This window comes from Amycolatopsis thermalba (assembly GCF_023376025.1).
Taxonomy (GTDB): Bacteria; Actinomycetota; Actinomycetes; order Mycobacteriales; family Pseudonocardiaceae; genus Amycolatopsis_E; species Amycolatopsis_E thermalba.
The window spans coordinates 784,333-796,898 of record NZ_CP091196.1; the positions used below are offsets into that span (position 1 = coordinate 784,333).

A 12,566-nucleotide genomic window follows, 5' to 3' on the forward strand; every position below is an offset into this window, starting at 1 on the left:
GGGTCCTTTGCGGGCGCGTTTCGGGGCTGTGTACGCTATCTCAGCAGTGGTCGTGATCCGGGAGGCTTCGCCTAGTCTGGTCTATGGCGCCGCACTGCTAATGCGGTTGGGGGTAACCCCCCTCCCGGGTTCAAATCCCGGAGCCTCCGCAAGGCACTCGGACCCCGAGTGCTAGAGTGAAAACTGAACAAGCGCCCGTAGCTCAACGGATAGAGCATCTGACTACGGATCAGAAGGTTAGGGGTTCGAATCCCTTCGGGCGCGCGTCTGGTTGAGACAGCAAGACCACGAGCCCCCTGGCAACAGGGGGTTTCGTGCTTTCTGGGGCGGGTCAAGACCGAAGGCGGGTCGGGCCGGGCTGCCAAGTTATCGCCAATCTTGCCCCGTGACGCGTCCCCAGGACGTGGACCTCCGAACTGTGGGTATACGACCTCAGCGCCGGCCGGCGCTGCGCGCTGTGGCAGAACGAGCTCCAGGACGAGCTCCGCACGAGTTCGCCATCGTCGCCGAAGCGCTGCAGCTCGCCAACGCGAAACGGGAGGGCATCGTCATCGAGGAAGGAACTCGGCCGGAAGCACCGCAGTCTCGATCAGTCGTCGTCTGTGGTGCTCTCGTCTGTCTCCTCCAGGTCACGAAGCGCCCGCCATGCCAGGTCGGCCAGAGTCTCGCCAGAGCTGGTCGCCCAACGAGCGGTGCCCTGGACGGCCACTGGGTGTTCGTCCCAACCGGCGAGTTCCCACATCCGGGAAACCAGCCCGGAAGGCGAATAGTGTCTACCGTCAGCGGTCCACAGGATCGGCTTCGACCGCTGCGGGACCCAGGTAGCCCGGGTGCGCCGCGGGTCCTCATCGAGCCAGTCACGCAGTGCAACGGTCTCGGTGGCCGAGGTGCCGGTCAAGGTGAGCGGGTCACCCTCGGTGAGTAGACCCTTGTCGATGATGACGGATACGGCGTTCGGTCGACGGCGCTTGCGTTGGGCACGTTGCCGCCGGTACTTGTCCGGCACGCCACCAGTTTTTCCGCTGGCAAGCACGTACTGGGCCAGCTCACGACACCGGGCAGTGTCCGAGCAGACTGCCCGGATTTGCGAACGGTCGGTATACAGCTCGTCGATGGCGGCGACCAAGGCGGGAACCAGCTCTTCGACCAACCTGGGTATCTGTTGAGTGGCCTGGACTGCCCAGCCATTCTGCGTATCCGGCTCATCGATGGCCTCGGTGTCGAGTCGCCGGAAGACGAGATGCGTCAGCAGGTAGGGACCATGTTCGATCAATGCCGTACCACGTCCCGTGTAGCGCGGCCGGAGGCGGTGCAGGCTTTCTCGAACCGAGCGAAACACCTGCACTGCGTTCCACAGGAGGTATGCCCCAGGTTGCGGGCGGAACAGTACGTCGTAGATGCCTCGTGAGCCGCGCTCCCACAGTACATCCAACGTGGCGGCGATTCGCGCGGCGTACTGAGCGTCGGAATGCGCGCACGCCAAAGCGCACGCGGCTTCGACGACCGAGCATCCCGTATCGGGATGGGGATCCAGCTCACTGCGGCGGACGCTGTACTCAAGCCCCAGTTCAGCCCGCATCTCTTCGATGATCGCGGCTTGGACCGGATCCAGGGTGACGAAATCGCGTGCTTCGACCCGGTTCTGCCGGTTCGTCGCCTTGGTTGTTCTCTTGGCGAAATCTTCCCGGGTACCGGTGACGATGACCCGTACTCCCACCTGCGCCGAGGCGGCAATATCATTGGCCGCGACCGCCTCGGCGACGGAACGGACAGTCTGCGCGCCATTGACGACACTCGCGTTGCGCAAGGTCAGCATGATCGGCCGCCGATGTGGTGAGGCCAGCGCCTGGTGTACCTTTTCCGCCGACTCGCACAGAACCGTGATGCCGTTGTTGAAGTACCAGAAGTGACCGGGTTCCTGGAGCAGAGTGTCGATCAGCTCGTTGTTGATCGCCGTCCGGCCAAGCGGGTTACGAATATTGAGGTTGAACAGGTTGGACCCGTGGTCTACCCACTGAGCGAGTTGACCCGCCTCGACTATGCCCTGGTATGACTCGTACGGCTCGCTGACTGAGAACCAGGGGAACAGTTCGGCGGTGAGATTTACCGGTTGTGGTGCCAAGTCTTGCCGAACCGAGTTCCAAATCTCGGACGACAGGATGATGCGATGGTCGAGAACGTCACCATGGCGGTTGAACTCCCGCTCACCCTGGGTCAGCGCCATTCGGAAACCCTCGCCGACCTCGTCCGCGCGCATGAGCGCTATCACCTGGGTGACTGGTACGGGGCCACTTGACATCACCTCCTTGGCGAGTGCTGCGAGGTGCTGGCCCCGAGGATTGAACGCCGCGAAATCTTCTTCGTCGATGAGACGAAGCCCAGCGAGTAGTTCCATGACCGCGGACCGGTCGCTGCTTGCCCGGCCGTTCTGGCTCCATTTCGCCTGGACGAGGTAGACGTGCGGATCGTGGCCGCCGACGATCGCGATCGCGTCAATGCCTTGGTCGTTCACGCCATCGATGACGGTGTCGGCCGCCTCCTGGGGGCTGAAACCAGTGACTATGCGGACGGCTTGGGCGGCCAGCGCTCGGGATAGCAGACGAGGTTCTTGTTCGTCGGGCGACTTGCTCTCCAAGTCGTCGACAGTGAGCAACTTCGCATCGACGTAGATCCGTCGTAACGCTCGTTCGACCTGACGGACCTGGAGGCGCGCGTCGTTGCCGGCCCCGGCCTTACTCGTACTCAGCCTGCATCCCCCCAGTTAACACACTCGTCGCTGCGGTCAATCCATAGATCATGCCACGGGAAGCCGCGGATTCGTACGGAATCCGGACGCGTCGACGCAGTCCGATTCCTTCGGGCTGCGGCACTTGTCTCCGTCCCTGGCGGCTGCCGGGCCGGATCAACGTCGGATGTTGGGGTATCGACGGAGCCGTCACCGTATCGGTTGACCCCAAGCCGCGACCTGCTTCATGCGCAATGGGAGCCCGTCTGCGCCGGCGGCTTTCCGGGGTGTGTCCGTCGATCGAGGGATTCGCCGTTGGGGGGTCTCTCGCTATCGTCGGCAGGCCGTCCGTGGGGGCGGGTCGTCGTCGAGGTCGGAGGCAGGGTGTTTCGTCGGGTCGCGTTGGTTGTCGTCGCGGCGGTGCTGGCTCCGCTCGTACCCGGGAACGCCGCCGCCGCCGAGGAGTTGCGTCCCGACCTCGGCATGGCCCGGCTCAGCGATCTCAAGGTCGCCACCACCGCCTCCGGGCAGCGGCAGCTCCGCTTCTCGACCACGATCGTCAACGTCGGGCGCGGGCCGTTCGAAATCGTGGCGCGTCGGGCGGCGCTGGGCGCTCCCTTCCGCGTCGAGCAGCAGATTCCGCGCGCGGACGGCACCCGCGCCCCGGTCGCGGTGCCCGCCGGGCTGGTGTACGGCGGGGACGGTCACGACCACTGGCACGTCCGCGATCTCGAGACCTACCACCTCGTCCGGCTCGACGACGGCGGCACGGTCGGCGTCGCGGCGAAGGCCGGGTTCTGCTTCTACGACACGAATGCCTACCGGCGCTCGATTCCGGGCTCGCCGAGGTCCAAAGTGTACCCGGAGGCCGGCTGCGGCAAGCGCGATTCGCTCGTCGTGACGATGGGCCTGTCCGTCGGCTGGGGCGACCGCTACGCGTGGACCCTGCCCGACCAGTACATCGACATCACCGGCCTCGACGACGGCCGCTACCGGCTCTTCGCCACGGCCGACGCGCAGGGCGTGTTCGTGGAGAGCAACCGCGGCAACAACACGACCTGGGTCGACCTCGCGGTCACCAACCACCGGACCGGGACCTCGATGAAGGTCCTCGGATACGGCCCGGCGGCGTGACGGCTCAGCGGGACTGAAGCGCGTCCAGAGCCACGGCCTGCGCGAGCACCAGGCGCCGGTCCAGCGACGGGTCGGCGATGCGCACCAGGTAGTGGTCCCGGAAGCGGGTCTTCTTCTCGAAGCTGCCCACCGCCTGGCCGTCCCGGACGAAGTCGAAGTGGTACTTCCACGGGAACGGGATGTCGCCGACCCACGGGAGGAAGTCCCAGATCCGCCGGAACAGCGCCAGGCCCATGCTGCGTTCGCTGATCTCGACCGGCGGCAGGCCGGGCTGCTCCAGCCGCCAGGTGGACCGCAGCAGCGACTTGCCGAACTGCTTGCCGAACACGCCGATCGACTGCCCCTCGCCGGTGGTCACGTTGTAGGCGCTGGCCAGGTCGATCACCTTGCGCGCGCGGAACGCCGCGAGCACGTACTGCTTGCTCTCGTCCGCGTAGAGGGTGACCTGCTCGCGAAAGGTCATCCGCTTCTGCTCGACGAACGCGACCAGCGGGCCGGGCCCGCCGTTCCCGTCGTCGGCGAAGACCTCGTAGCGGTTCACCATCATGGTGACCCGCTGGTGGACGTGGAACTGGTCGTGCTGTTGCAGGTTCACGAAACCCCCAGATCGGCTGCTTTGGCGACACTTTAGGCGCCGGAACGGCACGGTGAAAATCAGCGGGCTTACCAGCCGGCGCGCGGACCGGTTGGCTCGGTAAACACCAGCCGAAACCACGGAATCGCCGGAGAGTCGCGCCGTATGTCGAAGAACCTGGTCGTCCTGGGAGCGGGGGGTCTGGCACGTCAGATCGTGGGAGTCGTCGACGACATCGACGACATCACGCTGCTAGGCCTCACGGGTGAACCGGACGAACACAGCCTGCGGAACGACACCCCACTTCTCGGCGGGGACGAGGTGCTCAAAACCCTCGACACCGCCTACGTGATCGGCGTCGCGAACCTCCTCGTGCGGCGCAAGCTCGAGGAGTACGCGACCGCTGCGGGAAGGGAACCGGCGACGGTCGTCCATCCCACGGCGCGGGTGGAGAAGCGCGTGTCGATCGGTCCGGGCGGTGTCGTGATGCCCGCCGCGCAGGTCCAGGAAGCCGTGGAACTCGACCGGCACGTGCTGGTCGATGCGAACGTGCTGGTCTGCCACGAAGCCGTCGTCGGCTCCCACGTCACCATCAGCCCGCGCGCGGTCGTCGGCGCGCGGAGCACCATCGGCGACGGAACCACCATCGGCATGGGGGCCGTCGTCCTGCCGGACGTGACCGTCGGCGAGGAAGCGGTGATCGGTGCCGGCGCTGTGGTCACCAAGCACGTTCCGGCGCAGACCACCGTGGTGGGCGTCCCCGCGCGCGTCCTGCGTTAGTCCCCGAACTCCGCCTGGAGCTGGGGTAGTACCTCGGTGCCCAGCAGTTCGATCGCCGTCATCACGTGGTTCTGCGGCACTCCCGACCAGTCCATCTGCATCGCGTAGCGGTCGGCTCCCACGAGTTTTCCGACGGTGATCAGGCGGTCCGCGACCTCGTTCGGGCTGCCGGTGAACAACGACGTCGCCCCGGCGGTGTAGGCGTCGTACTCCGCGCGGGTCGGGATCGGCCAGCCGCGGGCCCGCGCGCCGTACTTCATGGTTTCCAGCCAGTACGGGTAGAACGTCTCCTTGGCGTCCTGCGACCGGCGCGCCACCAGTCCGATCGCGCTCATCGTGACGTGCTGCGTCGCCGGGGCGTGGCCGGACACCTCGCTCGCCCGGCGGTACAGCTCCACCAGCGGCGCGAACCGCTCCGGGCGGCCGCCGATGACCGCGTACACGACCGGCAGCCCGAGCGCGCCGGCGCGGATCGAGGAGTCCTGGTTGCCTCCCGTGCCGACCGAGATGCGCAGGTGCTCGCCGTACGGCCGCGGCAGCACTCGCGCACCCCGCAACGGCGCGCGGAACTTGCCCGACCACGTCACCGGATCCTCCCGGTCCAGCGTCAGCAACAGGTCGAGCTTCTCCTCGAACAGCGCGTCGTAGTCCTCCAGGTCCGCGCCGTACAACGGGAACGACTCGATGAACGACCCGCGCCCCACCAGCAGCTCCGCCCGGCCGCCGCTGAGCTGGTCGAGCGTCGTGAACTGCTGGTACAGCCGCACCGGGTCCTCGGTGCTCAGCACGGACACCGCGGTCGACAGCGTGATCTTCGAGGTCACGCTCGCCGCGGCCGCGAGGACCGTGGCCGGGTTGGAGATCGCGTACGAGTCCAGGTGGTGCTCGCCGAGCCCGTAGAACCCCAGCCCCAGCTCGTCGGCCAGCTTCATCCGCTCCAGCGTGTTGGCCAGCGCCCGCGAGACGGACAGCTGCTCGCCGGTGACCGGATCGGCCGGGCGGTCACCGAAGCTGTAGATGCCGAGTTCCATACCTCCCAAGGTAACCAGCGGAAGATGACGCGTCAACCAAATCGCACGACCAGGCTGGACAGCCGCCAGGTGCCCGGGTCCGGCATCCGCTCGACCTCGACCGGTTCGAACTCCCGGCGCAGCAGCGCGGTGAGCGCGACCTCGGTCTGCACCCGCGCCAGCGCCGCGCCGAGGCAGAAGTGCGGTCCGTGTCCGAAGCCGAGGTGGCCACCGCCGGGGCGGGTCACGTCGAAGCGGTCGGGATCGGTGAAGGCGCGTGGATCCCGGTTGGCCGCCGCGACCGCCGCGACGATCGCGTCGCCCTCCCGGATGAGGACGCCCTCCAGCTCGACGCCCTCGCGGGCGTAGCGCGGGATCGTCATCAGGGTCGGCCCGCACCAGCGGATCAGCTCGTCGACCGCGCGCGGCATGAGCCCGGGGTCGGCGCGCAGCACCGCGAGCTGGTCCGGGTGCTCCAGCAGGGCGGCCACGGCGTTCGCGATCAGGTTCGCCGGCGTCTGGCCGGCCAGGACCAGGTGCCACACCAGCGTGACCATCTCGGTGTCGCTGAGCCGGTCCTCGGCCCGGATCAGGTCGGCGAGCACGTCGTCACCCGGCTCCGCCCGGCGGCGGGCGATGGCGGCCTGCGCGCCGGCCATGATGCCCGGGATCGCTGCGGCGAACGCCGGGCCGTAGCCGTTCGCGACCGCGATGCCGTGCTCGCGCCAGCGCGGGCGGTCCTCGTCCGGGATGCCGACCAGCTCGCAGATCACGTCCATCGGCAGCGGCCGGGCGAAGTCCCGCAGCAGGTCGGCCTCGGCGGGCAGGTCGTCGAACAGGCGTCCGACGAGCGGTTCGATGCGCGGCCGGAAGTCCAGCGCCCGGCGGGCGGAGAACGCGGGGGAGACCAGGCGTCGCAGCCGGGCGTGCTCGGGACCCTCCACTTCGGACATCGTGCGCAGGTACGCGCGGCAGTGCTCGGGCACGTCCGGCTGCTGGTAGCTGTTCGAGCTCAGCTCGAAGCGCGGGTCGGACAGGACGGCTCGCGCGGTTTCGTGACGGGTCGCGGCCCACACCGGGCCGAAGCCGGGCGCGCCCACGCGGGCGACCGGCGACTGTTCCCGGGCTCGTCCGTAGGCGGCGAACGGGTCGGCCAGCACCTCGGGGTCGGTCAGGGAGATCTCGGGGATCACGCAGCGCTCCAAATGTTAATATCAGATGTTCATGTCATCTGAATGGGCACGACATCTTGGTCTCCGTCCGGATGGCAACGAGGAGGCGTCGTGGCGCGGCTGACCAGGGCGGAAACTCAGGAACGCAACCGCGCGAAAGTGCTGGTCGCGGCCCGTCAGGAGTTCGCCGAGCGGGGGTTCCGCGACGCCAAGGTGGACGTGATCGCGGAGCGGGCGGATCTGACCCGCGGCGCGGTCTACTCGAACTTCCCGGGCAAGCGGGCGCTCTACTTCGCGGTCCTGGCCGACCTCGCCGCCCGCGCCGAGCCCGCCCCGCACAGCAGGCCCGGCACCGACGCCCGGTCCGCGATCGGTGCGTTCGCCCGGGACTGGATGGTGCGCGACGCCGGTCTGGGCCGTGACCTGCCGTCCGAGGTGATGGCCGAGGAGCGGGTGCGGCTGCCGTACGCGCAGCTCCTGGAGCTGGGCGCGCTGCTGCTCGCGCTGGCGATGGAACGGCTCGACCCGCCGGAGTCCCTCCCGGACGCGCCGCCCGCGCGGTACGTGCGCCGGGCGCGGTCGGTGCTGACGACCCTGCACGGCGCGCGGCAGCTCACCGTCGCCGCGCCGGGGTTCGTCGAGCCGTTCGACGTGGTCAGCACCTGCGAACAGCTCGCCGCCCTGCCGCTCAACGACTGGTGGGCGCCGCCGCAGGTGTCCCCGCAGCCGCGCCCCGCCGGCGAACCGTGGTCGCCCGGGGAGGCCGTCGACCTGGTGCGCGGGGAGACGGTCCGGCTCCCGGCCGACGGCGTCGTCGCGGTCCTCGGCCTGCACCGGCTCGCCGCGGCCGAGGAGGCCGTCCGGGCGGGGGCGGACGTGACGGTCGTGGCGGTCACCGGCGAGCCGGCCGAGCTGGGACCGCTCGCGCGCCTGGTGATCACCGAGGTGGCGGCGGGCCTGCGGCAGGCGTTTCCCGCGTCGGCGTGGCCGGCTCTGCGCGTTGTGTTCGACGAGCGGGCCGAGCTGGCGGCGGCGGGCGGCGTGCCGGCGGTCAGCGACGCGACCGAGGTGGCGGTGCGCGTGGCGGGCGGCCGGATCGTGGCGCGCGCGGACGGGTTCGGCGCCTGTCACGCGGTGGCGGCCGATTGGCTTGCGCCGGCCGCGCCCGCCCGCCACGATCGGTCCTCGTGACGATGGCGGAACCCGCGCTCCGGTACGGACAGGCCTCCGGGCGCTGGGTCCTGTTCGCGACCGTGCTCGGGTCCGGCGTGACCTTCCTCGACGCGACGGTCGTGAACATCGCGCTGCCGACGATCGGCAGCGACCTGGAGGCGAGCACGGCCGGTCTCCAGTGGACGGTCAACGGCTACACGCTCAGCCTCGCCGCCCTGATCCTGCTCGGCGGCTCCCTCGGCGACCGCTTCGGGCGGCGCCGGATCTTCGTGCTCGGCGTGGCGTGGTTCGCGATCGCGTCCCTGCTGTGCGGGCTCGCGCCGGACGTCTGGACCCTGGTCGCCGCGCGGGTGCTGCAGGGCGTCGGCGGCGCGCTGCTCACGCCCGGGTCGCTGGCGATCCTGGAGGCGTCGTTCCACCCCGACGACCGGGCGAAGGCGATCGGCGCGTGGTCCGGGCTGGGCGGGATCGCCGGGGCGCTCGGTCCGTTCCTCGGCGGCTGGCTGGTCGAGGTGGCGAGCTGGCGGCTGGTGTTCCTGATCAACGTGCCGCTCGCCGCGGTCGTCGCCCTGGTCGCGATCAGGCACGTGCCGGAGACCCGCAACCCGGCGGCCGCGCGGCAGCTGGATGTCACCGGCGCGGCGATGGGCGCGCTCGGGCTGGCCGGGCTGAGCTACGGCTTCACGGCCTGGCCGGCGCTCGGCGCGGGCTCGCCGACGGTGCTGGTGGCGCTGGCGGTCGGGGTCGCCGGGATCGTCGCGTTCGTGGTGACCGAGCGGCGGTCGCCGCACCCGATGCTGCCGCTGGGCGTGTTCGCGTCGCGACCGTTCACCGCGGCGAACCTGGTGACCTTCGCGGTGTACGCGGCGCTGGGCGGCGTGTTCTTCCTGGTGGTGCTGAACCTGCAGGTCGTCGGCGGGTTCTCACCCGTCGCGGCGGGGTCGGCGATGCTGCCGGTGACCGCGTTGATGCTCGTGCTGTCCGCGCGGGCGGGAGCACTGGGCCAGCGGATCGGACCGCGGCTGCCGATGACCGCCGGGCCGATCGTGTGCGCGGTCGCGCTCGTGTTGCTGTCCCGGATCTCGGTGAGCCCGTCGTACCTGACCGAGGTGCTGCCCGCGGTCGTGGTGCTCGGGCTCGGGTTGTCCCTGACGGTCGCGCCGCTGACGGCGACCGCGCTGGGCGCGCTGGACGACCGGTACGCGGGGGTGGCCAGCGGCACGAACAACGCGATCGCGCGCACCGCCGGGCTGCTCGCGGTGGCGGTGTTGCCGCTGGTCGCGGGCATCGGCACGGGCAGCCTGACCGACCCCGTGGCGCTGGCGCCCGCCTACCGCACGGCGATGCTGGTGTGCGCCGGTCTGCTGGTCGCGGGGGCGTTGATCGCGTTCGCGTTCGTGCCCGGCCGCCCGAAGCCTGCGCCGGTCAGCCCGGTGAAGGTCCACTGCGCGGTGGCCGGGACGCCGCTGCACCCGTCCGAATGCCGGGAGCCTTCGGGGCGTTGACGACCTTGCGGTCGCGGCGGGTATCCGGTGGTATGGCGGCATGAACCAGACGGACGCAGTTGTCGTGATCGCGACCATGGAGGCCGCGGAGGGCAAGGAAACCCAGGTCGAGGAGGCGCTGCGGACCGCGGTCCGGGCGGTGCACGCCGAGCCGGGGTGCGAACGCTACGCGCTGCACCGCGACGCCAAGTCGCCGACGACGTTCGTCATGGTGGAGAAGTGGGCGTCCGGACCCGCGCTCGGCGCGCACGGCAAGGGCGCGGCGCTCGCCGAGCTGGGCGAAGCGCTGGACGGGCTGCTCGCCAAGCCGATGGACGTGCAGTTGCTGACCCCGCTGCCGGACGGTGACGGCCACCTGGGCGCGTTGTGAACCTGCCGCTGGCCGGGATCACCGTCGTCAGCCTGGAGCAGGCCGTCGCGGCGCCGTTCGCGACGCGTCAGCTCGCCGATCTCGGTGCCCGGGTGATCAAGGTGGAGCGGCCCGGCGGCGGCGACTTCGCGCGGCGTTACGACACGACCGTGCACGGCCAGTCGAGCTACTTCGTCTGGCTCAACCGGTCGAAGGAGTCGCTGACGCTCAACCTGAAGGATCCACGCGGCCGGGACGTGCTGGCGAGGTTGCTCGACGGGGCGGACGTGTTCGTGCAGAACCTCGCGCCGGGTGCCGCGGCGCGGATGGGCCTGGATCCGGCGACGCTCGCCGCGCGGTACCCGTCGCTGATCCCGTGCACGATCAGCGGGTACGGCACCGACGGGCCGTGGGCCGAGCGCAAGGCCTACGACCTGCTCGTCCAGTGCCAGACCGGGCTGGTGTCGCTGACCGGCACGCCGGAGGGCGCGGCGCGGGCGGGGGTGTCGGTGGCGGACATCGCGGGCGGCATGTACGCCTACTCGGGCATTCTGACGGCGCTGTTCACGCGGGCGACGACGGGCCGGGCGCAGCCGGTGGAGGTGTCGCTGTTCGACGCGCTGTCCGAGTGGATGGGACAGCCGGCCTACTACACGCGCTACGGCGGCACCCAGCCGCCGCGGGTGGGCACGCAGCACGCGACGATCGCGCCCTACGGGGCCTACACCGCGGCCGACGGCAAGGACGTGCTGTTCTCGATCCAGAACGAGCCGGAGTGGGTCGCGCTGTGCACGCACTTCCTGCAGCGGCCGGAACTGGTGGACGACCCGCGGTTCGCGACGGGTTCCGCGCGGGTGGCCCACCGGGACGAGCTGAACGAGATCGTGGCGGCGCGGTTCCGCGAGCTGGACAGCGACAAGATCATGGCCCTGCTGGACGGCATCGGCGTGGCGAACGCGGGGGTGAACTCGGTGCACGAGTTCCTGGCGCACCCGGTACTCGCGGAGCGCGACCGGTGGCGTGAGGTGCCGATCCCCGGCGGGACGGTGGAGGCGCTGCTGCCGCCGGTGATCATGGGTGGCGTCGAGCCGCGGATGGGGCCGGTGCCCGAGGTGGGCGCCCAGACGGAGTCGATCCTGCGGGAGCTGGGCCACGACGCCGCGGCGGTGGAGCGGCTGCGGGAGGAGGGCGTCGTCTGAGGCGGCGCGGGTGGGGCGGTTGCGCGTGGTGGGCGTGGGCTGACGTGGCTGGGGGCGCGGTTGCGCGCGGCGTGGTCTGACTGGGACGGTTGCGCGCGGAGGGCGTGGGCTGCCTCGCAGGCGCCTGCCTGCTGTTTGCTCTGCGTAGGTCGCTGCCGGGCCGGGGGCCGCCGGCCGCATCGGTGATCCGCCTGGGCCTGGGGTTCGGCATCGGCCCGAAAGTGGTGGTTCAGCTCTCTGGGGATGCAGGCCCGCAGCGCGCCGGGGCGGGGGGTTGACCTGGATTGAGGCACCCGTTCGTGGGGTACTCGCCGGTATGGGTCGTACGTTGCTGGGTATTTACCTCAACGACCACGTGGCCGTGGTGACGGCCGGGGTCGAGCTGGCCAGGCGCTTCGCGCGCGCGGAGGCCGAGTGGGCGGGCAACGGGAAGCTCGACCGGCTCGCCGAGGAGATGGCCGAAGACCGCGACGCCCTCGTCGAGATGATGCGCGCCCTCGGCGAACCCAGCCGCCCCACCGGACACTGGGCCGGCTGGCTCCTGGAGAAGGCGGGCAGGCTCAAGTTCAACGGCCGGCTGCTCAACCGGTCGCCGCTCAGCCGCGTCGTGGAACTCGAAGGGCTCCGGCTCGGCGTCGAGGGCAAGGTCGCGGCCTGGCGCACCCTGCGTGCCCGCGCCGCCGTGGACTCGCGCCTGGACGCCGATCGCCTCGACGAGCTGATCGCGAACGGCCGCAGCCAAGCCACCCGCCTGGAACGACTCCGGGCACGCGCGGTGGCGGAGCTGTTCGGCGAGGAAGCCGCCCAGGACGCCTGACGAAGCTCCGGCGGCGCACCGGCGTCCACGAGTTCTTTCCCACGGTTGACACATTTCTGCCGTGTGGCGCGCCAGCCGCTGCCGTTGTGTCCCTAGTGGACGGTTGAGTTGTCCACAGGTTTGCCCAC

The 12,566-nt window shown here is 70.2% G+C and carries 11 protein-coding genes and 2 tRNA genes; 9 read left to right on the forward strand and 4 right to left on the reverse strand.

The window, feature by feature from the left end; all coding sequences use genetic code 11:
* Positions 1 to 60: 60 nt before the first annotated feature.
* Positions 61 to 149: transfer RNA gene (locus L1857_RS03895), tRNA-Ser, on the forward strand.
* Between the two features lie 42 nt (positions 150 to 191).
* A tRNA-Arg gene (locus L1857_RS03900) sits at positions 192 to 264 on the forward strand.
* Positions 265 to 589: 325 nt separating this feature from the next.
* Here the strand turns inward: L1857_RS03900 and L1857_RS03905 are convergent.
* Complete coding sequence (locus tag L1857_RS03905; protein ID WP_205413405.1) at positions 590 to 2,635, reverse strand: AIPR family protein; 2,046 nt, start codon at positions 2,633 to 2,635, stop codon at positions 590 to 592.
* Between the two features lie 474 nt (positions 2,636 to 3,109).
* Between L1857_RS03905 and L1857_RS03910 the strand changes: the two genes are divergently transcribed.
* Positions 3,110 to 3,859, forward strand: coding sequence for a lysyl oxidase family protein (locus L1857_RS03910; protein WP_116114637.1), 750 nt, complete (start codon positions 3,110 to 3,112; stop codon positions 3,857 to 3,859).
* 4 nt (positions 3,860 to 3,863) lie between these two features.
* Here the strand turns inward: L1857_RS03910 and L1857_RS03915 are convergent, their stop codons facing one another.
* Positions 3,864 to 4,454, reverse strand: a complete 591-nt coding sequence (locus tag L1857_RS03915; protein WP_240323428.1) for an LURP-one-related family protein — start codon at positions 4,452 to 4,454, stop codon at positions 3,864 to 3,866.
* A gap of 144 nt (positions 4,455 to 4,598) precedes the next feature.
* Here L1857_RS03915 and L1857_RS03920 point away from each other — a divergent pair, with 144 nt between their 5' ends.
* Positions 4,599 to 5,213: an acetyltransferase gene (locus L1857_RS03920; protein ID WP_116114635.1), complete on the forward strand. Its 615-nt coding sequence runs from the start codon at positions 4,599 to 4,601 to the stop codon at positions 5,211 to 5,213.
* On the opposite strand, the gene L1857_RS03925 is transcribed toward L1857_RS03920, so the two are convergent.
* Both L1857_RS03925 and L1857_RS03930 read right to left on the reverse strand, forming a co-directional pair.
* A complete protein-coding gene (locus tag L1857_RS03925; RefSeq protein ID WP_116114633.1) occupies positions 5,210 to 6,244 on the reverse strand; it encodes an LLM class flavin-dependent oxidoreductase in 1,035 nt (344 codons plus the stop codon). The two genes, L1857_RS03920 and L1857_RS03925, sit on opposite strands and share 4 nt — an antisense overlap.
* 32 nt (positions 6,245 to 6,276) lie before the next feature.
* On the reverse strand, positions 6,277 to 7,416 hold the full coding sequence (locus L1857_RS03930; protein ID WP_116114631.1) for a cytochrome P450: 1,140 nt from the start codon (positions 7,414 to 7,416) through the stop codon (positions 6,277 to 6,279).
* A gap of 90 nt (positions 7,417 to 7,506) precedes the next feature.
* Here L1857_RS03930 and L1857_RS03935 point away from each other — a divergent pair, with 90 nt between their 5' ends.
* The 5 genes from L1857_RS03935 to L1857_RS03955 all read left to right on the forward strand — a co-directional run bounded on the left by L1857_RS03935 (position 7,507) and on the right by L1857_RS03955 (position 12,438).
* Positions 7,507 to 8,586 carry a TetR/AcrR family transcriptional regulator gene (locus L1857_RS03935; protein ID WP_249464466.1) on the forward strand — a complete coding sequence of 360 codons (1,080 nt, stop codon included), beginning with the start codon at positions 7,507 to 7,509 and terminating at the stop codon, positions 8,584 to 8,586.
* A gap of 2 nt (positions 8,587 to 8,588) precedes the next feature.
* Positions 8,589 to 10,073: an MFS transporter gene (locus L1857_RS03940; protein WP_233157070.1), complete on the forward strand. Its 1,485-nt coding sequence runs from the start codon at positions 8,589 to 8,591 to the stop codon at positions 10,071 to 10,073.
* 40 nt (positions 10,074 to 10,113) lie between these two features.
* Positions 10,114 to 10,443 carry a putative quinol monooxygenase gene (locus tag L1857_RS03945; protein WP_116114625.1) on the forward strand — a complete coding sequence of 110 codons (330 nt, stop codon included), beginning with the start codon at positions 10,114 to 10,116 and terminating at the stop codon, positions 10,441 to 10,443.
* Entirely contained in the window at positions 10,440 to 11,621 is a 1,182-nt protein-coding gene (locus tag L1857_RS03950) for a CaiB/BaiF CoA transferase family protein (RefSeq protein WP_116114623.1), read from the forward strand. Before L1857_RS03945 ends, L1857_RS03950 begins: the two co-directional genes overlap by 4 nt.
* 316 nt (positions 11,622 to 11,937) lie before the next feature.
* Positions 11,938 to 12,438 (forward strand): hypothetical protein, encoded by a 501-nt coding sequence (locus L1857_RS03955; RefSeq protein WP_116114621.1) that lies wholly within the window; start codon positions 11,938 to 11,940, stop codon positions 12,436 to 12,438.
* Positions 12,439 to 12,566 lie beyond the last annotated feature (128 nt).

Bases quoted from the DNA above. Each gene is read 5' to 3' on its own strand.
- L1857_RS03940 (WP_233157070.1), top strand. From the start codon at position 8,589: ATGGCGGAACCCGCGCTCCGGTACGGACAGGCCTCCGGGCGCTGGGTC.
- L1857_RS03945 (WP_116114625.1), top strand. From the start codon at position 10,114: ATGAACCAGACGGACGCAGTTGTCGTGATCGCGACCATGGAGGCCGCG.
- L1857_RS03925 (WP_116114633.1), bottom strand. From the start codon at position 6,244: ATGGAACTCGGCATCTACAGCTTCGGTGACCGCCCGGCCGATCCGGTC.
- L1857_RS03920 (WP_116114635.1), top strand. From the start codon at position 4,599: ATGTCGAAGAACCTGGTCGTCCTGGGAGCGGGGGGTCTGGCACGTCAG.
- L1857_RS03955 (WP_116114621.1), top strand. From the start codon at position 11,938: ATGGGTCGTACGTTGCTGGGTATTTACCTCAACGACCACGTGGCCGTG.